Origin of the sequence: Microcoleus sp. CAWBG58 (genome assembly GCF_020883045.1) — a bacterium.
Lineage (GTDB): Bacteria > Cyanobacteriota > Cyanobacteriia > Cyanobacteriales > Microcoleaceae > Microcoleus.
In genome coordinates this window covers 1-23,825 of sequence record NZ_JAHRFA010000054.1, presented here as the reverse complement: position 1 = coordinate 23,825, position 23,825 = coordinate 1, and the positions used below count along the sequence as shown (strand labels likewise).

Below are 23,825 nucleotides of genomic sequence, written 5' to 3'. Positions count from 1 at the left end.
TAGTTAGTTGTTGGATTTTTTTAAGGGATAAATAATACTTAGTGTTTGATACGGGGAGTTTTTTTAACGTAGAGCGCGATCGCCCTACAATATAATATCAGTTTAAGTTAATTATCTGCATTTTTTTTTGTTTGTAGTCGGGACTTTAGTCCTGATTTGATTATAAACCGGAGAGCGGACTGAAGTCCTCACTACGAACCTTAAGAAGGACTGAAGTCCTCACTACGAACCTTAAGAAGGACTGAAGTCCTCACTACGAACCTTAAGAAGGACTGAAGTCCTCACTACGAACCTTATCCAGTTTTAGTTTTTAACGTTTAAATATTTGTTTTATCCAAATTGCAGCTAATATTCCCAAACCGATCCAGATGGCAATAATTACAGCAGCAACTGTCCGATTTATCGGTTTTCCTCGCTCTATTTCAGCGACTGCTTTTTCCCGACACTCGGCTAAAACCTGTGGCGGAATCATCTTGATTACCAGCCAAATTCCTAATGGTACAATTATTAAATCGTCTAAGTAACCGAGAATTGGGATGAAGTCAGGAATTAAGTCGATCGGGCTAAAAGCATAGGCAACTGTAACACCTGCTAAAACTCTCGCATACCAAGGCACTCTCTGGTCTCTACTGGCTAAATAAACAGCGTAAGTTTCTTTTTTTAGTTGGCGGGCAGCTTGTTTTAAGGATTGCATATAAAAACTAATGACTAATTGGGCATAGGGCATAGGGCATAGGGCATAGGGCATAGGGCATAGGGCATACCTCGGCACGCTTGAGAACCGCTATAAAAACTAATGACTAATGACTAATGACTAATGACTAATGACTAACGACTAATGACTAATGACCAATGACTAAAATTTTTAGTTGCTAAAAACGTAACAGGCTGAATCTTTAGCAATTCCAGTGCGAAGGTCAAGTATATCATCTGTTGTATGTGAGGAGCATCGAGTTTATGAATTCAAATTTGCAACGCAATACTAGAATCAATTTTCGCAACCTGATAACAGCGTTATGTTTAACCTTAACTCTCGTGAGTTTTGTGAGATTAGATCCGGTACAGGCTCAAGAACAGCGGATCAGAACGCTAACAGTTACTGGGCGCGGGATAGAAACAATTCCCACTACTCAAACTCAAGTTAGTTTGGGAGTTGAGGTGCAGGGAAAAACGGCGGCCGAGGTGCAGCAGGAAGCGGCAAAGCGATCGTCCGCTGTGGTAGAATTGCTGCGATCGCGCCAAGTAGAAAAACTCGAAACTACCGGCATCTCCCTCAACCCGAATTACAGCTACGAAAACAACCAACAGCGCTTAATAGGGTATACTGCTACGAATACCGTTAGTTTTCGCATCAATACTCAATCTGCCGGCACTTTGCTCGACGATGCGGTGAAAGTCGGAGCAACCCGAATTCAAGGTGTGAGTTTTGTGGCCGCCGAAAGTGCGATCGTCCAAGCTCAAAAACAAGCACTCAAAAAAGCAACTCAAGACGCTCAATCGCAAGCAGATGCAGTCTTAAACTCGCTCAACTTCAAGCGGGGAGAAATTCTCAGCATTCAAGTCAACGGTGCTTTCGCACCGCCTCCCATCAATCGCAGAGACATTGTTGAAGCTCGCGGTAGTGCTAATTTTGGATTATTTCCAACCCCAGTAGTGGGAGGGGAACAGCAAATAGAAGCTTCTGTTACTTTGCAGATTAGCTATTAATTCAGGGTTCGTAGTGAGGACTTTAGTCCGCAGAATTTGATGCGGACTAAAGTCCTCACTACGAACCAGTTTTAGGATATTAATTTGAGCGAATATAAGATTAATTTTAAATAGGAAGTTCGATCGCAAATTCAGTACCTTTCCCGGGGATAGACTTGCAGAACAATTGACCGCCGTGCTTGTCGCTCACAATCTGCTTAGCAATCGACAATCCCAGCCCAGTGCCCTTACCCACCGCTTTTGTGGTAAACAAAGGTTCAAACAAATGTTGTTGAATCTCCTCCGTCATTCCCAACCCGTTATCGGCAATTCGGACGATCGCACTTTCGCGCAAAACTTCCGTGGTAATGGTAATATTCAGAGGACGCTGGTCTTTTTCCCAACCCTCTTCCACAGCATCGATCGCATTTGCTAGCAAATTCATAAACACTTGGTTCATCGGGCCTGGATAGCATTTAATTAGGGGCAAATTACCGTAGTTTTGGATAACTTCAATGGCGGGGCGACATCCTTGATCCTTGAGTCGGTGTTTTAACAGCAACAGCGTACTATCTAGAGTTTGGTGCAGATCAATCGCGCTCACACTATCTCCATCCGAACGAGCAAAGTTTCGCAGCGACAGCGAAATATCTTTAATGCGCTCAGTGCCTACTTCCATGGAATTCAACAAGTGAGAAAAATCCTCGATCACAAACTCCAAATCTATGTCTTCAATCTTGCTAGCGATATCTGATGGAGGTTCAGGATAATATTTTTGATAAAGGCTAAGAAGTTCTGTAATCTCAGTAAGATATTCCTTGGCAGGCGCAATGTTGCTGACCATAAAACTCAGCGGGTTGTTAATTTCATGGGCGACTCCTGCCACGAGTTGTCCCAGGGCGGACAGTTTTTCTTGCTGCACTACCTTGACTTGGGCTTTTTGTAAAGCGCAGGTGCGTTCTGTAACTTGCTGTTCCAGATTGTCGGTCAACTCTTTGAGCCGCCAGTGAATGTTAACTCTCGCAATTACTTCGTCTTGTTCAAAAGGTTTTGTGATGTAATCCACCGCACCTAATGACAATCCTTTCATCTTACTTTCGGCATCTGCTAAAGCAGTCATAAAAATGACTGGAATTGCCTTTGTTAGCTGGTTCTCTTTAATTCGGCGACAGGTTTCAAAGCCGTCGATTCCCGGCATTTGCACATCTAGCAAAATTAGTTCGGGAAAAGGGTTTTTTGCCGAATTGACCGCACATTTTTCTAGCATAGCGAGCGCCGATTCTCCATCCACGGCTACCCGCACTTTGTAGCCTGCTGTTTTTAAGGCTTGCGACAGCACAGACAAATTGGTGGAACTGTCATCTACTATGAAAATAAATTTTTTATCAGACTCAATCATGATTTTTCCCCCTTAAACTTTTGATAAATGTTCTTGAATCAATGCCCGCAGCTCTTTGACTTGAAAACCTTCTGCCAAAACGAGTATTTTTTGGGAAAAAATCGCGTGTTCTGGATTCGCTGTTTGGATTTCCTCGGCAATCTCGATTACCGCATCTAAATCGCCAGATTGAGCTTGTTCATCTAATAACTGTAAAATCTCGATCGCCGGAATCTGCATTTCATTTGGCATCGCATTTTGCGCTTTTTTACGCGCAGTTACTGTGTCGTCATATACCCAGTCCAATTGCAAATATTTTTGAAGTAAGCCTAGCAATACATCTGCTTGTACTGGTTTTGGCAAAAAATCATTTCCGCCTGCATCCAGGCTCTTTTGGCGATCGATCTCAAACACGCTTGCAGACGACACTAGCACGATCGCATCTCGCAGTTGAGGATGAGTGCGGATTTCGCGCAAAAACCCGAATCCGTCCATCACCGGCATGGCTAAATCGGTGAGGATTAAATCCGGTGCGGTGGCTAAAGCGATATCGAGTCCTTCCTTACCATCAGCCGCTTCAATCATTTTAAAGCCGATCGGTTCCAGCAAGTTCACCAACACAGCCCGATTTTCCCACCTGTCATCCACCACCAAAATTTTGCGTTTGTCGCCTTCGTAACCCAAAACAGCGCCCTGTTCGACAATTCTCGAACTCTGGGCCCAATTTTGCGCCTCGGGGAGTGACACTTCAAAGGAAAAAATACTGCCAACTCCTGCACGACTGTCGATCGCAATTTCACTCTGCATCAAACCCACAATCTTTTGACTGATCGCAAGTCCCAATCCAGTGCCTTCTGATTGTTTTTTCACATCACCTACTTGCTCAAAAGGCAAGAATATTTTCTGAACTTGTACTGCGGTCATTCCCGGACCTGTATCTTCAACTCGAAAGCTAATTTTGTATATTTTTTCAATTCCATCTAACGGAGAAATTGAATCGGAAAACTCAGCATCTTTAATCACATCAACCTGAAAAACAACTCCACCTTTTTCCGTAAACTTAATCGCATTTCCCAGCAAATTTAGCAGCACTTGGCGCAAACGTTTCTCATCACCGCAAACACCCGTCGGGAGTTGCGAATCAATCTGCAAATCAAAGGTAATTGCCTTTTCCTGAGCGCGAATCATGCAGATTTCGGCAACACCTTGGATGAATGAAGGTAGGTGAAAAGCTGTGGGATGCAATTCGAGTTTCCGGGCTTCAATTTTCGACAAATCCAAGACATCATTAATCAGCGTTAGCAGGTGCGAACCGCACTGATAAATGATATCAACGCCGCCGCGTCCTTTTTGCGTCATGGGTTCGCTGCGCTGGAGAATTTGTGCGTAGCCTAAAATGCCGTTGAGGGGAGTTCGCAATTCGTGGCTCATGTTAGCCAAAAATTCGCTTTTAGCGCGGTTAGCACCGTCTGCCATTTCTTTTGCTTGTTTGAGTTCTACAGTGCGTTCTTCGACCCGCTTTTCGAGTTCCGCGTTGGTATTTTCCAGGGTTGTAAAAGAGTCGCGCAGTTGCTGCGCCATATCGTTGAAGGATTCCGAAAGCACGCCGAGTTCATTCTTACCGGAGACTTCCACAGTGCGATCGAATTTCCCGGAGGCGAAATCCTGTGATGCTTTGCTCAATAGTGCGATCGGCTCAGCAATCAGGCGGGAAGTATAAAAACCAACAATCGTCGCCACAATTAAAGCGCCGATACAGAATAGAATCGTGGTGCGAGTATTAGCATTAATTTGCCCCATGAAATCCGATTCAGGAACCGCCACAACTACCAACCAATCCAATCCCCACTCATCTTTCCAGGGTAAAACTTGGACAAACTGGTGTTCTTTATTCAGCAAGAAATCAAGCTGTTGATTATCTTTAATATTGTTGAGATCGCCAAAATGCTTAACTAAATATTGAGATGTCGATCGGATCAGCACATCGCTACTTTCTGATGCATTTAACCGTTTAGGCTTGCCATCAATCAATTTAAAAGGTTGCTCGGTGCTGGAACTCGCAACAATTAGCCCGCTGCGTTCCAAAATAAACGTTTTGCCCGATTTACTGACTTTCAATTTACGCAAAAAATCGCTAATTTCCGAAAGACGCTGGTCGATGACGATGACACCAATTAGTTGATTGTTCTTGTCATAAATCGGTCTGTTTGCAGAAACAGACAGAGGATAAGGCGTGGTTGTCCACTGATATAAAACCCATGTCTGTTTTCCAGCTTTAACCGTGTTTGAGTACCACGGTTCTTTCTCGAACTCAAAATTTTTAAATATCTCAGCAAGCTTAGTGGGATTGCCCTGACTATCTGTATTGTAAAAGTAATGATCTCGATTGCCACGTTGCTTTGGATTGCTGATGCCAGAAATAATATTTTGATCTGTTTGATATCCAGCACCCGCATACTCGCCTCCGGGAGCACCAAAGCTGATGTAGCCGACATGAAACAATTGCATTTGTTTCCAGAAGAAACGAGCCATATTATCTAAATCTTTGGGATCTAGCAATCCCACGTCAAAAGCATCACCATTCACCTGAGCAAGGTGGCGTGCTGTGTCGAGTTGACCGTCTAAGTGCTGGTCAATGCGACTGCTGACTTCTGTCCGCAGTTGAGACGCCAAATCGTTGACTGCTTTCTGTCCGTTGCGAAAAGATAAGTAGCCAACAATACCGACCGCCCCCATGATTTGTAACACGAAGGGGACAATCAAAACAGCTCGCAGCGGCGCGCTACCTATGAGTTTGTTAAAGATTGAAGCCTGGGATGATGGCATATGACAATTCGCTATTGCAGCGAGGCGGATATTCTTTTTGCTCGACTACACTTAGGTGAGCTGTTTTTTTATAGACATCGATCGGGCGATCGCCTTTATTTGAGTATCACCTAATTTGTGGTTATGTATCGATATTAACCCAAAAATGGTTTAAGCTAATATTTTTCCCAATGAATTTAATACCTCGCCCGCACAGCAGCACTTCTAGAAGTTTCTCTAAGTTCCTCGGAGAAACCGGGTTGATGAGGTAAGCGCGTTTTTGAGGTGTTGTTCGCGCTGTCCTGGTAAATAAATATCAGGAAATTCTCGTAGGATTTGTGCCGAATTGATACTTGAAATTTGGTGGTAAATACTTAAGTACATAGAATCGGATAAGTGCGATCGAGAGTTGTTTGGGCGATCGTATATTTAAAGTAAAATAAAAGAGAAAGTCCGTGCAGAGTGCCTCCTCTTTTTGAGCGCCACACCTAGGGATTAGGACATCTGAGTTTCAAAAAGTCTGCTTTGATCCAACCTTTGTACTCACTTGCTCTCAATCTTGTCGTCAAATACCAGACATTTCCTTCACTATCTTTGCGACTGAGTGGAGATACGACAGCACTTTTATTTTGGTCATCATTAGCGACAATGACTAGATTTCCTACCGATACAGTGCCTACAACGCTAAAAATGCTTCCCGCACCCGATCTGATATTAACTTGTGAGCCAATATCTTCACCTACAATATCGGCAACGCAGCTTTTGTCTGTGATAGATTGAGCGCTGACACTTTGAGTAAATTGTGGAGCAAATATAGTGAGAGTGGCGATTTCTACAAATACGAAAACGCAAATTTTTACAGGTTTCATGAGTTGAAGATGAGCGACAATCAGAGCTTGCTTGAGTGCATCGTGGTAGATATCTTGAACTGGCATCGCGAGGCGAGGTAATTTGATATTCTACATTTTAGCTCAAGTGCGATCGCCCGGGAGCTGCATCCCAATCGCGATCGCACGCATATCCAATCCGGTACCTCACTGCCACAAACGAGCGTTCCTCATAATGGAATAGACATTATCTGATTGACCCACTCCTCGGCGTTAGAAGCTTCCCAGACTAAGATGAGTGCATCAATAGCATCGCTAATTGGGAGATTTTGAGAAATAATCAGAACTCCTGAACTGTTTTGCGACAGTATGAACTCACCAAACTCGATCGGCATAGTCTGGCGATCGTGCGTTACAATAACTCTGCCATCTCGCGCTGTAATTGCCAAAACTTCCTCGTCTTTCTTGCCTTCAAATCCTGCTGCGTTGGCTGACTTAAAATCTATATCTGCTTCTCTGCGGATGGTGCCAGCTACAATTGCTTGCTTTAGATCGGCATCTGCCTGAAATCGAACTTTCATCATAATGCGCCTTTTTTCCGATTTTGAGCAGTTATCAATTGTTGGTACAGAAGTGGACTTTTTTGTCTCAAAGACTGTTGCAATTCCTTAAATTCTGCTTCACCTTCTTCTAAGTACGCATCAACGATTTCTCGGTTGGCAAGATAAAAGGCGATCGCACCATAAACCTGTTCTAGCGAAAGAAGTGGAAAATTTTGGGCAATGCTTTCGGGTGCTTCTCCATTCAAGAAGGAATAAACGACTGAATCGAAGGAAATGCGAGTTCCTTGAATCCAATACCCTCCGTTGCGTTGTTCGATATACTGCTTTGTTGGACTGATGGCTAGTGTCATAGGGATCATCGCTGCTTTTTATCTAGATTTTAAACGAATTAGATGAGATAGTTAGATTGGCGAGCGCCCGGGAGCTGCATCCCAAAGTACGCGCGAGCAAAGCTATCACGTAGGGAATCGCGCATCCCATCCCCACAGCCCGCCACAGACGCAGGAATCGCCGCCAACTAAGCCTGCCAATCCAATTACTGCCGGATCGGATCTCGAAGTGCCCGAGATCGACTACAGTAAACACAAAATATTATTGGCGGTGATTTAAGTGATTGAGACTTTAGCAACAGGAATCGCAGCAGCCGGTTCGCTGCTGGCATTGGGCGGATTGGGCCTAGAGTTGAACTATCGCCGGACTGGGAGTGCAAATAAACTAGAACTTACAGCCGGAGAATGGCACTTAGCTATAAACGAACCCAACCGCTATCTGTTGGTTGGCGAAATGGAATTCCGCAATCTGACACAGCGGTTCGAGATTATGTTGCCAGATGTGCGGGCTCAGGTGAAACTGCTGTCAGACGGAAGTTTAGACGGCGTGACTTCCCAGACAAAAGTCATTCCTTGCCACGAAGACGCAGAAGCAAGAGCAGACGATTACTGGTTCGGCTATATTGTTAAAGCCAAAAAAACCACGAAAATTAAAGTTTCCGTAGACATTCAAGGGCAAGATTTAAACAAATTGCAGTCAGCTTGGGTGCAAATACATTTCATCACCTACGGCCCAAGCGGGCGCATCCCCAGAGTCCGCAATGTAGTAGTCCCGCTGCAATTTCCCAACTCCGACACCGTACCCACAGCCCGCAATGTCGGCGTTGCAGAAGTCTTCCCAATTCGCACCCACATCCTCGCCGAACTCGACAATCCCGTCGAAATTGTCAAGCGTTACGTGTTACCGCGCGCCAACAAAGGCGATATTGTCGCCCTCGCCGAAACTCCCCTAGCCTTAATGCAGGGACGCTACCGCCATCCCAGCGAAGTCAAACCCGGATGGGTAGCTAAGCGAGTCTGCTTGTTTTTCTTGCCGATGTCGAGTTTGGCCACGGCTTGCGGAATGCAGACATTAGTTGATGTAGTTGGGCCTTGGCGTGTAGTGGCCGCATTTGCGATCGGCTCTATAGCTAAAATATTCGGTAAACCGGGAGTCTTTTACCAACTAGCAGGGGAACAAGCCAGACTAATTGACGACGTTACCGGGACTTTGCCTCCCTTCGACCAATTTATTGTCCTCGGCCCGGACAATCCGCAGCAAGTTGTAGAAGAAATTCAACGAGAAACCGGACTTGCGGCGGCGATCGTAGACGCTAATGACTTGAAAGCAGTTAAGATATTAGCAGCGACCTCCGATTTATCGATCGCATTTTTAGAGCAAGCCTTACGCAGCAACCCCGCCGGGAATGCTGACGAACGAACACCGGTTGTGTTAATTCGACCTCTGCCGAGCAAAATCTTGAGTTGAAGACTGAAAATTAAAAAATCAAACTAATGATTTGAAATTTTTAATTTTAGATCGATCGAGAAAGGTGAAGAATTAAAAGTTATAAGTTTAAAACCCAAAACTTCCCTGACTCTTCCCCTTTCTTAAGAATGTTTGATTTTTCAATTTCTATTCACCACTTTCGTGTTGTTACGGTTATCAGCTTTTATTAGAGACTCGCCAACCAATTACCAATAAATAATTGCCAAAGGTTGTCAAGATCAATAACGAATAACGAATAACCAATAACGAATAACCAATAACGAATAACCAATAACGAATAACGAATAACGAATAACGAATAACGAATAACGAATAACGAATAACGAATAACGAATAACCAATTTATACCTTACTTGAGAATTTCTATATGACTTCATTTCCCTCCCAAAACCAAAACCAGGTTGTGATTCGCCCGTTTCAGTACCGCGACATCGAAGCGATGGAACAATTGTGCGCGGAAACAGCCGAACAACCAGAAAAACGCAAGGGCGCAAGCTGCGACTTGGTACTAGGCAAAAAGTTTCAGCAGATTCGTCGCTGGTACGGACTGCTAAAGCTGTTTAGCTTGTTTCCCAACCCTGGTCAGTCGCTGTTTCGAGCCCATGTTGCCGAAGAAGAGGGGACAGTTAAGGGCGTAATTCAGATTTCTCCTTTCAACCGCACCCGCAGCACTTGGCGGATCGATCGCGTCGGGGTAGACCCAGAAGCCCGCAGCAAAGGCATTGGTTCGATGCTGATGCGGTACTGCTTCGAGGCTGTGTGGGAGGCACGCACCTGGCTGCTAGAGGTGAATGTCGGCGATAAAACTTCCCTGGCTTTGTACCGGCAGAACGGGTTTCAGCCCTTGGCCCAGATGACTTATTGGTCGATCGCCCCGGAACGCCTCCAAGAAATGGCCTCCGCGACGCCAGATTTGCCCAACCTGCTGCCCGTAAGCAACGCCGACGCTCAATTCCTGTATCAACTCGATACCGCATCTATGCCGCCGTTAGTACGTCAAGTATTCGATCGGCACATTCAAGACTTCAAAACCAGTTTTTTCGGCGCCTTATTTGAAGGTGTCAAACAATGGCTGAGCAAAACAGAAGTAGTCAGCGCCTACGTATTTGAACCGCAGCGCAAAGCCGCGATCGGCTATTTTCAGATACAGCTATCCCGCAACGGCCAACAGCCCCACGTGGCGCAGCTAACAGTGCACCCGGCCTACACTTGGCTGTACCCCGAACTGCTATCCCAAATGGCGCGCCTGGTTCAAGATTTTCCAGTCCAAAGCCTGCAACTGGCTTCCGCCGACTATCAGCCGGAAAGGGAAGCTTATTTAGAGCAATTTGGAGCCGTGCGTTTGGAACACAGCTTGCTGATGTCGCGATCGGTGTGGCACAAATTGCGCGAGTCCAAGTTAGTCTCCCTCGAAGGACTCCAGCTATCAGAAATGCTGCAAAGCTTTCAGCCAACTCGCAAACCCGTACCGGGTCGGATGTCTTGGCTCGGCCCGATGGCTGGAGAAGCCACAACCGGGCCCGCGTCGTCTGAGATTAAGCCCTTTTTGTTGGACTCCGGAAAAAATCAAGCCGATCGAGTGAACCCTTTGAACAGCCAGAATCCCGAATCTGGAGCAACAGATGCTAGCAGCATTTTGCCTCTGAATTTGCCGGAATTGCCTCTAGACGGAGACGCCCAAGAATAGGACTTAATTCCTGATACGATGTCCGCTCAATAAAAGGTTTGTAGTGAGGACTTTAGTCCTCTTATTTTATGCGGACTAAAGTCCTCACTACAAACCTTAAATTAACATTTTGTAGTGAGACTTTAGTCCTCTTATTTATGCGGACTAAAGTCCTCACTACGAACCTTAAAGTCAAATAGATTAATGTCCAACCAAAAATTATGGATTTCCGCCCTAGGATTAGATATCGGCAGCAAACGAGTCGGCATCGCCGGATGTGACGGCACTGGTTTAATCGCTACGGGGATTACTACTCTGGTACGATCGTCCTTCGATCGAGATGTAGCTTATCTCAGAGAACTCGTGTCCGAGCGAAGAGTGCAAATTTTGGTGGCTGGCCTGCCCTACTCCCTCAACGGAGAAGTGGGCGCTCAAGCCCGAAAAGTCCAGAAATACGCCACTCGCATCGCCGCCGCCTTAGAACTCCCCCTAGAATACGCCGACGAGCGCCTCACTTCTGTGGGTGCAGAGGAACTGATTCAAGCCCAAGGGATGTCCCCTTCGCGAAATAAGGGTTTGATCGATCGCAAAGCAGCGGCCCTGATTTTGCAGCAGTGGCTGGACGAGCGGAGGCAAAAGATCGGCGCAATTCCCAATCCCGATTAGGTGGTAACAGAGGCGTGATATCCTAGTTGTGCAAGTTTGCTACGCACACCTGTAAGCGTTGACACATGGGAGAAAAATCCCCAGAACCTCGGTACTGAAGCAGCACATAATTGTGATTTGCCCTCAGTGTCGCTCTGGACTCGGCTGAGATTTAAACGCTGCAATCCTCGCCTGTGGAAAATGTCGCGAGTCTCGCGGTTTAAGTTTGTGGACTGGCGATCGCCCGAAGAGGCCCAATATCGCCACGAAAATCCCCAATTGTCAAGCAAAGATTACTGAATTATTGACGGAAAATTAAGATACACGCGATGTCCTCATCCCCATACCGCAAAGAGAATGGTAATTCCCACGAAACGTCCGTCACCCTGACGGATGAATTTGGGCGATCGCTAACTTGCAACATAGAATATTCGATGAACCTAGAAGGTCAAGAATACGCCTTGCTGTTGCCGATCGACTCTCCTGTAGAAATTTTTACTTGGCACGGAGACGATACCGACGAAGCAGCAATTCCTGTAGAAGACGAGACCGAAATAGACACAATTTTTGAGACTGCTAAAGTTGTCCTGCAAGAGCAGAACTTGACACTCCGGCGCACGGCGGTGACACTGACTGTAGTTGGTGAATTGCCGGAATTTCCTGACGAGGATTTGGAACCTAATGCCGATCCCGATGAGGAGTCAGAGTTCGAGGAACTAATGTGGTTGACCAGCTTCTATCACGAAGAACAGGAATATGCCATTTATACACCTCTCGACCCGTTTTTTATCTTGGCTCGAATGAATGATGACGGCAAGCCTGAATTGCTCTCGGAAGAAGAGTTCCAAAGGCTGGAACCGATGTTGCCGATGCTAGAAGATCAGTTTTTTGACGAGCTTGATTAGATATTAAGTGCAGTGGTGCAGGACTTGTTAAGTGCAAAGAAACTGGTTTAGAGTAGGGGCGGTGTCAAGAGTGCCCGCCCGCTTCGGGTTGATGACGTATGCTCGATCGACCTGCAATCTCTAATTGCAGAAGGCATGATGGCAAAAAGCAGAATATTTGACTATTTTAGACAAAAGTCAACTGCTCGGTCGATAGAACTTTTTTCCCGATTGCGCCTTCCTGTCAGCTCGGGCTATAGAATTGGGCAGCGTGAATGGCATATTTTCAAGGGCTGGTATCCGTAACTTTTCGGTCATCAATCGCAAGTCATCAGTCATTAGTCGCTACTTAATCGCCGCTTATCGAGGACAACGGAATTATGAGTAAAGAACAACTGACCAAAGGCAGCGCGCGCGAGGGCAAAAAAAAATCCCCGAAAGTCTCTAAATGGTTGTTTTATCTGGCGTTACTGCCTGCAATTTGGGGAGTTTGCGCTTGGCAGGGCTGGGCTTGGTGGAGCTGGGCTTCTGCCCCTCCTAAAACAGCCGCCGAGTCAACTACCCCAGGAAAGGATCCTGCTGTTTCCATTCAAATCCCCCCCGGTACTTCCAGTCAAAAAATTGGGCAAGATTTAGAAGCGGCGGGCTTAATTCGATCGTCAGCAGCATGGAATATGTGGGCCCGCTGGCTGACTATGCAAAACCGCGACGGAGATTTTAAAGCCGGAACTTACCAACTATCACCGACTCAGCCTCTGAGTGCGGTTGCTGAAAAAATTTGGAAGGGTGAAGTCGTACAGCAGAGTTTCACGATTCCCGAAGGGTGGTCATTGCAACAAATGAGCACTTATTTTGAAGCCCAAGGTTTTTTTCCCGCTAAGGATTTTATGGCGGCGGCGAGTCAAGTTCCCTACGCTGATTACCCTTGGCTGCCCAGTGGCTTGCCTCATTTGGAAGGGTTTTTGTACCCGGATACTTATCAGCTAGACGGCGATGCAGTCAGCCCGGAAGCTGTGATCAAACAAATGCTAGGCCGTTTCGAGCGGCTGGCTTTGCCGGTCTTTCAAAAAAATCAGAACAATACTAAGCTTTCTTTGAAAGAGTGGGTGACGCTGGCGAGTATTGTGGAAAAAGAAGCTGTGGTTGCTTCCGAGCGCCATCGCATTTCTGGGGTATTTACCAGCCGCTTGAATAAGGGCATGAAATTGGGTTCCGATCCGACGGTGGAATACGCCCTCGGCATCAGACAAACGAAGGAGAAACCTCTGACTTTTAAGCAGGTAGAAACGCCTTCTCCCTACAATACCTATATGAATGTAGGGCTGCCGCCAACTCCTATTGCAGCTCCGGGAATCGCAAGTCTCGAAGCAACTCTGGCTCCTGAAAATACAGAATACCTGTATTTTATGGCTCGATACGACGGCACTCACATTTTCAGCCGCACTCAGGCGGAACACGATGCTGCTGTGGCTCAAGTTGACCAGAAAGTGCGATCGGGTCAATAGATGAGCAACGACTAATACAGCGGATCTAGCGAAAGATGAGGTACGTTGTTGGGCTTGGGCCCTCTTAGTTCTAACTGGTTATACAAGCTGTTAGTCATACCTCATCTTTGTAAGAAAGGCTATACATCAGTAAAAAGTCAAAAGTTAGATCGGATTCGGGCACATCGGAATTATACCGAGCGTTTGAGGCTTCTCATGAGCAAGCGGGAGAACACTACACTCCGAAAATGCTGATTCGGATGCAAACGAAAACGATATTACAAAGCAAAAGCCATAATTATTGACTTTTGACTTTTGACTTTTTGAATGTTTAACTTCCCGCTTCTTATTTCTCAATCTAAAATCTAAAATCTAAAATCTAAAATCATTATGACTTGGGGAAAACTACTACAGCCAGACTTAGTTCTAGGCAATTCGATCGTAAATTTAACGGCTGATATTCTTGAGAAATATCATATTAAAGGATTAGTGTTGGATGTGGATGAAACCCTCGTTCCCATTACAGCAATGAATGCTTCTGAGGAACTCAGCCTGTGGGTGGCAGAAATTAAACCCATAGTATCGCTGTGGTTGGCGAGCAATAATTTAAGTCAGACTCGGATCGGTCGAATTGCTGAGTCTTTGAATCTACCTTACATCACTGGTGCGGCTAAGCCGTCGCGCCGCAAGTTGCGAAAAGCGGTGACGGCGATGAATTTGCCGGTGGAACAGGTGGCGATGGTGGGCGATCGACTTTTTACTGATGTTTTGGCGGGAAATCGTTTGGGTATGTTTACTATTTTAGTTGAGCCAATGGTTGATGCTGGCTATGCGCTTCGCAAGTATCCGGTGCGTTCTTTTGAAGTTTGGGTGTCTCAAGCTTTGGGTGCTTCTCTTGATAGCAGAAATTAGTCAGTTGACAGTTGACAGTTGACAGTTGACAGTTGACAGTTGACAGTTGACAGTTGAAATTAGTGCTGTCCCCGCTCGGCAATTATACAATGGTCGGGGATGCTCACTATGCAGACTTGCATTCTTCACTACAAATTAATTAATTTGATTGCGGGCCTGCGATCGCAGATAATATAACTAATAAGTAATAACTAATAACTAATAACTAATAACCGATGACCCAAACTATTGTTGTTAAAATAGGAACTTCGACACTTACTCGATCGACTACCGGGAACTTAGCTCTCTCAACGATTGCTACATTAGTCGAGATTTTGGCCGGTTTGCAGCAACAAGGCCATCGAGTAGTGTTGGTTTCTTCCGGTGCGGTGGGAGTGGGCTGCGCGCGCTTGGGCTTGACGGAACGCCCGCGAAATATCGCTCTGAAACAGGCTGTGGCCGCCGTCGGACAAGGGCGGCTGATGCGCGTGTACGATGACTTGTTCACTACTCTACAACAGCCGATCGCCCAAGTATTGCTCACCAGAGGCGATTTAGTACACCGTAACGGGTATGTTAATGCCTGCAATACGTTTCAGCAACTGCTCAAATTGGGCGTAATTCCGATCGTCAATGAGAACGATACAGTAGCAGTAGACGAGCTCAAATTTGGGGATAACGACACGCTTTCGGCGCTAGTAGCGAGTTTGGTTGAAGCAGATTGGTTGTTTGTGCTCACGGATGTCGATCGACTGTATTCAGCAGATCCGCGCAGCAATCCCGACGCACAGCCGATCGCCCTAGTAGAAAGTATGGCACAACTCACAGAATTGGACGTACAAACAGGAGATTCCCGCAGCGGTTGGGGAACCGGCGGAATGGTGACAAAAATTGAAGCCGCCAGAATCGCCACAGCATCAGGAGTACGCACAGTCATCACCAACGGCTGCTTTCCTGGTAATATTGAGAAAATATTGAACGGCGAGGCGATCGGCACTCAATTCGAGCCGCAACCGCGCCCAGTCAACGCTAGAAAACACTGGATAGCCAACGTCTTAATTCCAGCCGGAAAACTGTATTTAGATCCGGGTGCTGTCAAGGCAATTTCCCACGGTGGAAAATCGCTGTTAGCTGCGGGAATTGCTCGAGTAGAAGGAGAATTTCAAGCTGATGATTCCGTGCAATTGTGCGACGGAGAAGGCAAACAAATTGCCAGGGGACTTGTGAATTATAGCAGCTTAGAGTTGAGACAAATCAAAGGCTGCAAATCAGATAAAATTGCTGAAATTTTAGGCTATGCAGGCGTAGAAACCGCAGTACACCGAGATAACTTAGTGATTGTTTAATTATCAAAATAAGACTTACGAATGGAATTCGCATCTACACAAACGATGTCCGCCTCCGCGGACTGAAGAAGGTAACATAATTTTAACTGCCGGCTCTTCAACCCCTCTGAGATCGGGTTTTGTTTGTTTGGCGTGCGAATTCCATTCGCGAGCGTCTTCTCTCGTGGGGTGAGTGCTTGTATAGACGCGGTTTCAACGGTCTTCTTAACAAACGTCTAAACAGTCAAGAGTGCGATCGAACGCAGAAATCGAGGATACTTGTAGCACAGTTTTGCAAGAATTTGTTGTGCTGTGTCCAAATAGCTCGTGCATCGCTTCAGTAAATAGTTCAAATACATTTTGTGCTAACTCTAAAGCTGCTTGGCGTTCCGCATCAGAAAGTTTTATCTCTGCTAAAACTTGCAACATCTCCGGTGTATTTAAAATTTGATGATTTTCCAAACCAACATAACTTTCTCCCAAATAAACATATTCTTTTTTATTGATTTTCTCTAATTCCACGATCACTGCTAGCGCCGCCTCACAAAAAACTGTGGCGGTTCCTTCCAAGGCTTCGGCTAACACCAGTTTCTGAATGGGAGAGGCTTTCCAAGCATAGCGTTCGAGGACGGAACAGAGCGATCGAGTTTTTTTAGTTTCTTCACCCCAAAGCAGCCTGAAGTCGCCGTAACTCATTAATTTGTTGAAACCCAATGTCTCTAGATGTTGCAGATACCCGTACCAGTAGTAGTTTTCTTTGTAAGTATATTTGTTGATCAGTTCCTGAACCTTGTTATTGCTGGAAGAGTCTCGGAGAACGTACTTGTTTAAATCACTCAAGCCCATAGCCAAAGGATCCAGTACAGGTGCAAAAATTAGTCGTTGATTCGGGTGAATGTGTTTATTAGCTAGAAATTCAAATAACGGCAATTTTGCAAACTCATCTTTTTTTTGTGCAATGAATGCCATAATCTCTTTCATAGCTTTTTCCTCGAAGTGCCTGTTATCAAGATAATCTCGATCCCTTCATTAATTATCTATGTTTGTGAGTCTAAGTAATTGTGTTTGCGATCATACATTTTTGTATTTTTGATCGTATATTCAGCGTGTTTTCCGTCACCAAACAATGTGATTTGCATCATATCAGGTGAAATTACAAGCTCTGATTGCGAACCTAAGGCATTGAAGTGAAGCAATCGCAGGGGTCTGAGACTACTTTTCTCTGCTGTGATAACCGTAGCCCAGGTAAGTATTTAGACGGACACGATCTAAGTCAGAACTTAAGCAGAACCGATGAAAAATAGATCCTGCGATAAACACACAGATTTTGCGATCGCAAGGGGTAGCTGGCCGTGACAGAAATACCTAATTAATGCGTGAGTCCTGTAAGTCTACAAATAACAATTTGCTCTTCCCAGAATTGCCTTTAGGTGCATTGTGAGCTACTCTGTCTTTTGGATCGGTTAAGAAAACAATAGGAGTTAATCTTGGAACGGACTTTTTTAGCGATTAAGCCCGACGGCGTACAGCGCGGACTCGTCGGCGAAATTATCGGTCGTTTTGAAGCCAAAGGCTTTACCCTAGTTGGGATGAAGCTAATCACGGCGAGTCGCGAACTAGCCGAACAGCATTACGCTGTGCACAAAGAAAGACCGTTTTTTGCGGGACTGGTAGACTTCATCACTTCCGGGCCGATGGTGGCGATGGTGTGGGAAGGGGACGGCGTTGTGGCGTCGGCGAGAAAAATGATTGGCGCGACAAATCCTCTGAATTCTGAACCGGGAACAATTCGCGGCGATTTGGCTGTGAATGTTGGTCGCAATATTATTCACGGTTCTGATGCTGTGGAAACTGCAAATCAGGAAATTAGTCTCTGGTTTAAACCTGAAGAATTAAGTGCTTGGACTCCTTGTTTGAGTCCTTGGACTGTGGAGTAGTTTTGATGTTCTCCCGATTGTTAATCGGGAGATATTCTTGTTTTTAATAATAATCAAGTCGCATTTATATAATTCTTTTTGACCACCCAAATCCCAGAAACCGGGTTTCTTCCCCGAGCTCTCGTATTTCACCGAAAATTGTCGCAGAAACCCGGTTTCTCGCCACCCAGCCAGAGAATTAAACTACCTAAATCCCAGAAACCGGGTTTCTTCCCCGAGCTCTCGTACTTCACCGAAAATTGTCGCAGAAACCCGGTTTCTCGCCACCCAGCCAGAGAATTAAACGCATCCAAATCCCAGAAACCGGGTTTCTTCCCCGAGCTCTCGTACTTCACCGAAAATTGTCGCAGAAACCCGGTTTCTCGCCACCCAACGAGAGAATTCAACGCATCCAAATCCCAGAAACCGGGTTGATTCCCCGAGCTCTCGTACTTCACCGAAAATTGTCGCAGAAACCCGGTTTCTCGCCACCCAACGAGAGAATTCAACGCATCCAAATCCCAGAAACCGGGTTGATTCCCTTATTTCTCGTACTCCACCGAAAATTGTCGCAGAAACCCGGTTTCTCGCCACGCAGCGAGAGAATTAAACTTACCCAATCTCAGAAAACTATGTAAAAATGGTAGAAAAGGGTGCGTGACAATTCATAGTCCCTGGTATGTATCAGGATTTTTCGCGGTCACACACACTACAACTATAACTCTTTAAAAAATTGAGGACTAAAGTCCTTACTACAAACCTCAATACAATTAATCAAACAAAAAACCGGGTTTTTTACCAAAACCCGGCTACCATGAACACCAGCAATTTTAACACTCTCAAACCTCAATTCTTCAATAACTTCATGCCCATTTTCACCTTGTCAAAAATCGTCTTTTGCGACACACAAGTAATCAGACACAACTTGCCACAATTCAAAGTATCGCGGCGGACTTCCTGAGCTTTTTCGCCGTACCAAATCTCGCGAGCACTGGCTTCTTTCACATTCCCAATCACCGGATATTCATCGCACAATTTTACATCGCCGCGCGTATCAATCCAGTAATTGCGGAGTCCAACACGACAAGGCCGAGTCGAATCAGGAGCTTTTTGTTCCTGGAAGTGAGGAACCATCAAACGCAATACTTCATCGCTGTTCATAATTGGTGCGCCGTTTTTCTTCATATCTATTAAGCGCTCAATTACCTGTGAAAATTCTTCCCTGTCTTCTTCTTCTACCCACAATTCCGAATAGGTTTCTGGTGTCCAGCGGTTGACTGGTTGGAAGTTCACCGTCGTGGCTCCAATTCCTTTCGCCCACGTTACAATTTCCTCTAGGTGGCGGAAGTTGAGCCGATTGATAGTTGGTTTGACGTTGATTGGAAACAGGACGTTTTGTTTTTCTTGTTCTTCCCGCAGATAACCGATTCCTTTGGAAAGTCTGTCAAACAATCCGGGTTGACCGCGCAAATAATCGTGCAATTCTGCGTTCGGCCCGTCAACGGACATATTCACATTAAAAGGACGCGCCGCTACAGTTTTCGCTGCATTTTCCCGAGTCATGCAGTAGCCGTTTGTGGTGACACCGGCGTGGATGCCATTTTTGTTGGCAAATGTCAGCAAGTCTAGAAAACCTTTCTTAATATAAGGTTCGCCACCGCTAAAGTTGATGGAAAATTCGCCGATAAATTCTTTGACACTCAACAGGGCATTTTGCCAATCTTCGATGGTCATTTCGTCTTTATATTCTTTAAGCCGCCAATACTCGCATTGACGGCATTTCACGTTGCAGTGCTCGTTGACAATCCCGTAAAAAGTAACTGGGGTTGTCATGTCTACCCCTGTATTAATCCGCAGCGATTCGGCTACTGCACTCTTGGTGTGTTTGACGCCCAGTCTGGATAAAGTTAAAGCATCCATGTTTTTGTTACCTTAGGTGTTGTTACTTAAGTCAATATTATGGAATCGAGCTTGGTAAGTATGGTTACGTATTCCTCGTTACCTATTTCTTTTGATTACGTACTTTTGAATACGTATGCACCATCCTAATCGTCTCTTTTGGATATAGGTAGATGATTTTAAAAAATTTATAATATGAAGTATTGTAACATATCAGTATTTCAAATGTATCAAGTGATTATTTGTGTTTAAAGATGAATTCTGCTTAATAAGTGGCAGAAAGTATCAGCCTGAAATTGACTTAAATTAATAAATTGTAAATTTTACTGAAGATTTGTTAAATAACTTAATAATTATTCTCAGTGAAATTACTTAAGTATGCAGTACCAATAACTTAAAGTTATAATGAAGTGTGTGGGCCATAAAGCATTTAACTTCACACAACCTTTAAAATATGAAGGAATTTAAGTATTTCAACGGCAAAAAATGGCGATAAACATGGGACGATATTTGCACGTACTGAAATTGTTCTGGGGTGCAGCGATCGCAGCGGAGCTCGAATACCGGATCAACTTTGTCCTCGCAACCCTCAGCAGCCTCGGAAACCTTGCTGGTAGTTGGTTTGGCCTGTCGCTGTTTTACCGTACTGGCTACAGCTTTTCTGGCTATTCGTGGGAAGAAGCTTTAGTTGTACTCGGCATTTTTACGGTTTTGCAGGGGTTTTCGTCAACTTTTCTGGCGCCCAACCTCAGCCGTATTGTCGATCGAGTCCAGCAAGGTACTCTCGATTTTGTCCTCCTCAAACCCATCAGTTCGCAATTCTGGCTATCTGCAAACACTGTTTCTCCTTGGGGAATCCCGGATTTAATCTTCGGCACTGTATTGCTGCTGTATGCTGCGAATAAATTGGGAGTAGGAATAGGTAACTATTTTTTAACAGCAATACCGCTGTTATTCGGAACAATTACTCTTTACAGTATCTGGTTTATGTTAGGTGCAACCAGCATTTGGTTTGTCAAGATTTACAATGTTACCGAAGTCCTGAGAGGATTGTTAGAAGCGGGTAGATTTCCGATGGCAGCTTATCCCGCAGCTTATCGATTTTTCTTTACCTTTGTAGTTCCTGTTGCCTTCTTGACGACTGTGCCGGCAGAAGCCATGCTGGGCAGAGGTGAAATTGTTTGGATCGCAGGGGCAGGATTTTTGGCGATCGGGCTTTTATTTTTCTCCCGGTACTTCTGGCAATTTGCACTCCGCTTTTACACCAGTGCTTCGAGTTAATTCATTCAGTTGACAGTTGACAGTTGACAGTTGACAGTTGACAGTTGATAGTTGACAGTTGACAGTTGACGGTTGACAGTTGACAGTTGACAGTTGACGGTTGACAGTTGACAGTTGACGGCTGACAGTTGACGGCTGACAGCATTTGAGAAAGAAGGAAAAGGATTTGAGTAATGAATCGTCTTTTTTTGATTTCTTCCGATCGCGGTTTCGGCTTCAAACCAATTATTTTTGGTAAAAAACGAGAGAAGGTTTGACCAGTCGGGAATTATACATGAAAATCTACATTTTGAATGCAGTACAGCCGACGGATAAATATTTTTTTTCCCTATCTAGTTATATTCTAAAAAAAACAGTAAAATTTCTACATATCCTTAAAATCTAAACTCTCAATCAACCACACAAACGAGGGCCAACGAATGAAAAGAAAAAAACTGGGCAACAGTAATTTTAATATCAGTGCGATCGGTCTGGGTGGTATGCCGATGTCGTTAAGCGGCCGACCGCCAGAAGCGCAAGCAATTGCGGTAATTCACCGTGCCCTCGATTTGGGCGTTACTCTGATTGACACCGCAGATTCTTATTGCCAAGATGAATCTGACAAACACCACAACGAGCATTTGATTGCCAAAGCTTTGCAAGAGTATACGGGAGATATTCGGGCCGTTACTGTGGCAACGAAAGGTGGCTTGATGCGCCCTCAAGGTGCCTGGACGCGCAACGGTAATCCCCACCATTTACGGCAGGCAATTCGCGAAAGTTTTGAGGCTTTGGGAGCTCAAAAGCCGATCGACCTTTGGCAGTACCACTCGCCCGATCCAGCCTATACAATCGAAGCAGCCCTAGCACCCGCAAAAGAAGCAGTAGAAGCAGGAATGGTTCGATTTATCGGAGTTTCCAACTTTTCTGTAGAGCAGATCAAACGCGCCCGCGATACAGTAGAAATTGTCTCGGTGCAGAATCAGTACAATCCGTGGCACAGACAGCCGGAATCCGACGGCGTACTGGAATATTGCGAAGCCGAAAAACTGACATTTTTCCCCTGGAGTCCTTTGGGGGGAAGCCGTCGGGCCACTAGCTTGCAAGATATGCCTGCGATCGCCAAATTAGCTGCCGAAAAAAACGTTTCAGTTTACTGTATAGTATTAGCTTGGTTGATGGCAAAATCGCCCTGTGTCGTTCCGATTCCCGGCGCCACAAAATTATCGAGCATTGAGGACTCTGTAAAGGCGATCGAAGTTAAATTGACTGACGATGAATTGCTACAAATTGCAGCAAGTTAGAAACTCCACTGATAAGCTGTTACGCATTTAAGTTGCATATTTGGGGTGATGCTCTGAGCATCGCCCCACAATATTTTGATGATTTCTTGATATACAATTTGAATGCAGAGTAGCTTATAATACGACAGATTTCATTAGTAAAATTACCCCTTTGTGAGAAATTGAGTTTTATGGAAGCCAATCAAGTGAATGCCGATCGAGACGTAGCAATTGAACATCAAAATGTACCTGTCGCCCATGAAGGACTGCACAACTTTTTATACAGTTCAGACTCAGAACACAGCGCATCTACTGCTATTTCTGAATTAGAAAATGACGGTACGCAAGTAATGTCGATGGATACTTGGCGCGCTCTAGCAAGTAATGCGAAAGTTGCCGGTGTTTACGCTGTTACGGACTGTTCTGGCAACACTCAATATGTAGGTTATTCGCGAAACATTCTGCTTTCAATCAACGGTCACATTGCCCAAAACGGCGCGGAAAATTGTGCTTTTGTGCGGGTGCAAACTTTTAAATTCCCAAAACGGGAAGAAATGGAAAGTTTGCGGGATGCTTGGATAGCAGAACTCGGCAGTATTCCGCCTGGAAATGGCGCACAGAGCGAGATGTGGGCGAGTACGGTGGGTCAAGCAGCGCGATCGGCAATGTCGGCTGCGGAGCAACAAGCTTATGAGGAAAAGAAGCTAAAATTGCGGAAAGCAATGGCAGATTCTACTCTTAGCAAAGAGTTGGAAACAGCAGCTAAAAGTGATGGGGAAGGACACAAGCATCTGGAAGCTGTGGTTAATAATGATGATGATTGGAGTGCGGTGATTCAATCGCAAACGCAGGAAACAAAGGTCGGCGAATAACCTTCGCTTTTGTTCACAATAAAATAATCAAAAAGGTTTGTAGTGAGGACTTTAGTCCTCTGATTAAAGATGCGGACTAAAGTCCTCACTACAAACGTAGTTTAGTGGTACGAGTTGACTAATGACTAATTTTGCGTTCAGTAACTAAAGTCAAACTTACCCATTCACCCTTGTCATTGTAACTGCGAATCATCCGAAATCGCAAGTCAGGTTCTACCAACCAACCGGCCTCAAAAAATATAGGTTTTCTGGATTCAATTTTCACAGGAAAAGTGCAAGAACCTCCATCGGGAAGCAGCAAAACTTGCACGGGTGTTGCACCTTCGTTAAAATTAATCACAGAACCGTCTATGCTGCCGCTAGAACTGATAACGTTACCATTGCTGCCAAAAGTGATTTTCTGTACTATGCGATCGCCATTTTGCAAATCCAATTGCAGTTTGGTAGAATAGCGATCGGGTGAACGCCAGTCTGGATACATTGTCACGGCCTCGCCCTCCCAGGGCGAACGCATCTAAACTTTATATTAACAGAATATGGTATATTGGAGAAGAATTGTTGAGTAACTACAAAATATTTAATTAGGGTTTACCTGTATGAAACTCAAACCTAAAATCACCATC

The 23,825-nt window shown here is 45.1% G+C and carries 23 protein-coding genes and 1 pseudogene; 13 read left to right on the top strand and 11 right to left on the bottom strand.

Annotated features, from left to right (window positions below; genetic code table 11):
* Positions 1-453: 453 nt before the first annotated feature.
* A pseudogene (locus tag QZ918_RS33295) lies at positions 454-646 on the bottom strand (YkvA family protein); the annotation flags it as partial.
* 311 nt (positions 647-957) lie between these two features.
* Here QZ918_RS33295 and QZ918_RS22020 point away from each other — a divergent pair.
* Complete coding sequence (locus tag QZ918_RS22020; protein ID WP_293338357.1) at positions 958-1,707, top strand: SIMPL domain-containing protein; 750 nt, start codon at positions 958-960, stop codon at positions 1,705-1,707.
* 106 nt (positions 1,708-1,813) lie between these two features.
* Here QZ918_RS22020 and QZ918_RS22015 read toward each other — a convergent pair whose 3' ends face one another.
* The 5 genes from QZ918_RS22015 to QZ918_RS21995 all read right to left on the bottom strand — a co-directional run bounded on the left by QZ918_RS22015 (position 1,814) and on the right by QZ918_RS21995 (position 7,609).
* Entirely contained in the window at positions 1,814-3,085 is a 1,272-nt protein-coding gene (locus QZ918_RS22015; protein ID WP_293142655.1) for a hybrid sensor histidine kinase/response regulator, read from the bottom strand.
* 12 nt (positions 3,086-3,097) lie between these two features.
* A complete protein-coding gene (locus tag QZ918_RS22010) occupies positions 3,098-5,890 on the bottom strand; it encodes a hybrid sensor histidine kinase/response regulator (RefSeq protein WP_293338355.1) in 2,793 nt (930 codons plus the stop codon).
* Positions 5,891-6,357: 467 nt separating this feature from the next.
* Positions 6,358-6,804, bottom strand: a complete 447-nt coding sequence (locus QZ918_RS22005; RefSeq protein WP_293142660.1) for an SH3 domain-containing protein — start codon at positions 6,802-6,804, stop codon at positions 6,358-6,360.
* A 122-nt stretch (positions 6,805-6,926) separates the two neighbouring features.
* Positions 6,927-7,280, bottom strand: coding sequence for a DUF5615 family PIN-like protein (locus QZ918_RS22000; protein ID WP_293338353.1), 354 nt, complete (start codon positions 7,278-7,280; stop codon positions 6,927-6,929).
* Positions 7,277-7,609: a DUF433 domain-containing protein gene (locus tag QZ918_RS21995; protein WP_293142666.1), complete on the bottom strand. Its 333-nt coding sequence runs from the start codon at positions 7,607-7,609 to the stop codon at positions 7,277-7,279. The genes QZ918_RS22000 and QZ918_RS21995 overlap by 4 nt, the downstream gene beginning before the upstream one ends.
* 259 nt (positions 7,610-7,868) lie before the next feature.
* Between QZ918_RS21995 and QZ918_RS21990 the strand changes: the two genes are divergently transcribed.
* The 8 genes from QZ918_RS21990 (at position 7,869) to proB (ending at position 15,993) form a co-directional block, all read left to right on the top strand.
* Positions 7,869-9,056, top strand: coding sequence for a F420-0:Gamma-glutamyl ligase (locus QZ918_RS21990; RefSeq protein ID WP_293338351.1), 1,188 nt, complete (start codon positions 7,869-7,871; stop codon positions 9,054-9,056).
* 388 nt (positions 9,057-9,444) lie between these two features.
* Entirely contained in the window at positions 9,445-10,764 is a 1,320-nt protein-coding gene (locus QZ918_RS21985) for a GNAT family N-acetyltransferase (RefSeq protein ID WP_293338349.1), read from the top strand.
* 183 nt (positions 10,765-10,947) lie between these two features.
* On the top strand, positions 10,948-11,409 hold the full coding sequence (gene ruvX, locus QZ918_RS21980; protein WP_293338347.1) for a Holliday junction resolvase RuvX: 462 nt from the start codon (positions 10,948-10,950) through the stop codon (positions 11,407-11,409).
* 36 nt (positions 11,410-11,445) lie between these two features.
* Complete coding sequence (locus QZ918_RS21975; RefSeq protein WP_293338345.1) at positions 11,446-11,688, top strand: hypothetical protein; 243 nt, start codon at positions 11,446-11,448, stop codon at positions 11,686-11,688.
* A 29-nt stretch (positions 11,689-11,717) separates the two neighbouring features.
* Positions 11,718-12,293, top strand: coding sequence for a DUF3727 domain-containing protein (locus QZ918_RS21970; RefSeq protein ID WP_293142684.1), 576 nt, complete (start codon positions 11,718-11,720; stop codon positions 12,291-12,293).
* Between the two features lie 359 nt (positions 12,294-12,652).
* Positions 12,653-13,777 carry an endolytic transglycosylase MltG gene (gene mltG, locus QZ918_RS21965; RefSeq protein WP_293338343.1) on the top strand — a complete coding sequence of 375 codons (1,125 nt, stop codon included), beginning with the start codon at positions 12,653-12,655 and terminating at the stop codon, positions 13,775-13,777.
* Positions 13,778-14,146: 369 nt separating this feature from the next.
* Positions 14,147-14,668 (top strand): YqeG family HAD IIIA-type phosphatase, encoded by a 522-nt coding sequence (locus QZ918_RS21960; protein WP_293338341.1) that lies wholly within the window; start codon positions 14,147-14,149, stop codon positions 14,666-14,668.
* 215 nt (positions 14,669-14,883) lie between these two features.
* Positions 14,884-15,993 (top strand): glutamate 5-kinase, encoded by a 1,110-nt coding sequence (gene proB / locus QZ918_RS21955; RefSeq protein WP_293338339.1) that lies wholly within the window; start codon positions 14,884-14,886, stop codon positions 15,991-15,993.
* 204 nt (positions 15,994-16,197) lie between these two features.
* Here proB and QZ918_RS21950 read toward each other — a convergent pair whose 3' ends face one another.
* The gene (locus tag QZ918_RS21950) at positions 16,198-16,953 is read right to left on the bottom strand and encodes a hypothetical protein (RefSeq protein ID WP_293338337.1); all 756 of its coding nucleotides are present in this window, start codon (positions 16,951-16,953) and stop codon (positions 16,198-16,200) included.
* 506 nt (positions 16,954-17,459) lie between these two features.
* On the opposite strand from QZ918_RS21950, the gene ndk reads away from it, so the two are divergent.
* Positions 17,460-17,909 (top strand): nucleoside-diphosphate kinase, encoded by a 450-nt coding sequence (ndk, locus tag QZ918_RS21945; protein ID WP_293142696.1) that lies wholly within the window; start codon positions 17,460-17,462, stop codon positions 17,907-17,909.
* 128 nt (positions 17,910-18,037) lie between these two features.
* Here the strand turns inward: ndk and QZ918_RS21940 are convergent, their stop codons facing one another.
* Both QZ918_RS21940 and QZ918_RS21935 read right to left on the bottom strand, forming a co-directional pair.
* Complete coding sequence (locus QZ918_RS21940; RefSeq protein ID WP_293338335.1) at positions 18,038-18,397, bottom strand: hypothetical protein; 360 nt, start codon at positions 18,395-18,397, stop codon at positions 18,038-18,040.
* Positions 18,398-18,734: 337 nt separating this feature from the next.
* A complete protein-coding gene (locus tag QZ918_RS21935) occupies positions 18,735-19,808 on the bottom strand; it encodes a radical SAM protein (protein ID WP_293142702.1) in 1,074 nt (357 codons plus the stop codon).
* A gap of 465 nt (positions 19,809-20,273) precedes the next feature.
* On the opposite strand from QZ918_RS21935, the gene QZ918_RS21930 reads away from it, so the two are divergent.
* A complete protein-coding gene (locus QZ918_RS21930) occupies positions 20,274-21,068 on the top strand; it encodes an ABC transporter permease (RefSeq protein ID WP_527250423.1) in 795 nt (264 codons plus the stop codon).
* A 1-nt stretch (position 21,069) separates the two neighbouring features.
* Here the strand turns inward: QZ918_RS21930 and QZ918_RS21925 are convergent, their stop codons facing one another.
* On the bottom strand, positions 21,070-21,288 hold the full coding sequence (locus QZ918_RS21925) for a hypothetical protein (protein WP_293338333.1): 219 nt from the start codon (positions 21,286-21,288) through the stop codon (positions 21,070-21,072).
* A gap of 199 nt (positions 21,289-21,487) precedes the next feature.
* Here QZ918_RS21925 and QZ918_RS21920 point away from each other — a divergent pair, with 199 nt between their 5' ends.
* Together QZ918_RS21920 and QZ918_RS21915 are read left to right on the top strand one after the other, a co-directional pair.
* Complete coding sequence (locus tag QZ918_RS21920; RefSeq protein ID WP_293338331.1) at positions 21,488-22,351, top strand: aldo/keto reductase; 864 nt, start codon at positions 21,488-21,490, stop codon at positions 22,349-22,351.
* A gap of 170 nt (positions 22,352-22,521) precedes the next feature.
* Positions 22,522-23,202, top strand: coding sequence for a GIY-YIG nuclease family protein (locus tag QZ918_RS21915; protein WP_293338329.1), 681 nt, complete (start codon positions 22,522-22,524; stop codon positions 23,200-23,202).
* A gap of 118 nt (positions 23,203-23,320) precedes the next feature.
* On the opposite strand, the gene QZ918_RS21910 is transcribed toward QZ918_RS21915, so the two are convergent.
* On the bottom strand, positions 23,321-23,716 hold the full coding sequence (locus QZ918_RS21910; protein ID WP_293338327.1) for a DUF3598 family protein: 396 nt from the start codon (positions 23,714-23,716) through the stop codon (positions 23,321-23,323).
* Between the last annotated feature and the right edge of the window lie 109 nt (positions 23,717-23,825).

Coding starts and splice junctions, on each gene's coding strand:
- QZ918_RS22005 (WP_293142660.1), bottom strand. CDS start 6,804: ATGCCAGTTCAAGATATCTACCACGATGCACTCAAGCAAGCTCTGATT.
- QZ918_RS21970 (WP_293142684.1), top strand. CDS start 11,718: ATGTCCTCATCCCCATACCGCAAAGAGAATGGTAATTCCCACGAAACG.
- QZ918_RS21915 (WP_293338329.1), top strand. CDS start 22,522: ATGGAAGCCAATCAAGTGAATGCCGATCGAGACGTAGCAATTGAACAT.
- mltG (WP_293338343.1), top strand. CDS start 12,653: ATGAGTAAAGAACAACTGACCAAAGGCAGCGCGCGCGAGGGCAAAAAA.
- QZ918_RS21930 (WP_527250423.1), top strand. CDS start 20,274: ATGGCGATAAACATGGGACGATATTTGCACGTACTGAAATTGTTCTGG.
- QZ918_RS22015 (WP_293142655.1), bottom strand. CDS start 3,085: ATGATTGAGTCTGATAAAAAATTTATTTTCATAGTAGATGACAGTTCC.
- QZ918_RS22000 (WP_293338353.1), bottom strand. CDS start 7,280: ATGATGAAAGTTCGATTTCAGGCAGATGCCGATCTAAAGCAAGCAATT.
- QZ918_RS21985 (WP_293338349.1), top strand. CDS start 9,445: ATGACTTCATTTCCCTCCCAAAACCAAAACCAGGTTGTGATTCGCCCG.
- ruvX (WP_293338347.1), top strand. CDS start 10,948: ATGTCCAACCAAAAATTATGGATTTCCGCCCTAGGATTAGATATCGGC.
- QZ918_RS22010 (WP_293338355.1), bottom strand. CDS start 5,890: ATGCCATCATCCCAGGCTTCAATCTTTAACAAACTCATAGGTAGCGCG.
- QZ918_RS21960 (WP_293338341.1), top strand. CDS start 14,147: ATGACTTGGGGAAAACTACTACAGCCAGACTTAGTTCTAGGCAATTCG.
- QZ918_RS21950 (WP_293338337.1), bottom strand. CDS start 16,953: ATGAAAGAGATTATGGCATTCATTGCACAAAAAAAAGATGAGTTTGCA.
- QZ918_RS21920 (WP_293338331.1), top strand. CDS start 21,488: ATGAAAAGAAAAAAACTGGGCAACAGTAATTTTAATATCAGTGCGATC.
- proB (WP_293338339.1), top strand. CDS start 14,884: ATGACCCAAACTATTGTTGTTAAAATAGGAACTTCGACACTTACTCGA.
- QZ918_RS21935 (WP_293142702.1), bottom strand. CDS start 19,808: ATGGATGCTTTAACTTTATCCAGACTGGGCGTCAAACACACCAAGAGT.
- QZ918_RS21910 (WP_293338327.1), bottom strand. CDS start 23,716: ATGCGTTCGCCCTGGGAGGGCGAGGCCGTGACAATGTATCCAGACTGG.
- QZ918_RS22020 (WP_293338357.1), top strand. CDS start 958: ATGAATTCAAATTTGCAACGCAATACTAGAATCAATTTTCGCAACCTG.
- QZ918_RS21995 (WP_293142666.1), bottom strand. CDS start 7,609: ATGACACTAGCCATCAGTCCAACAAAGCAGTATATCGAACAACGCAAC.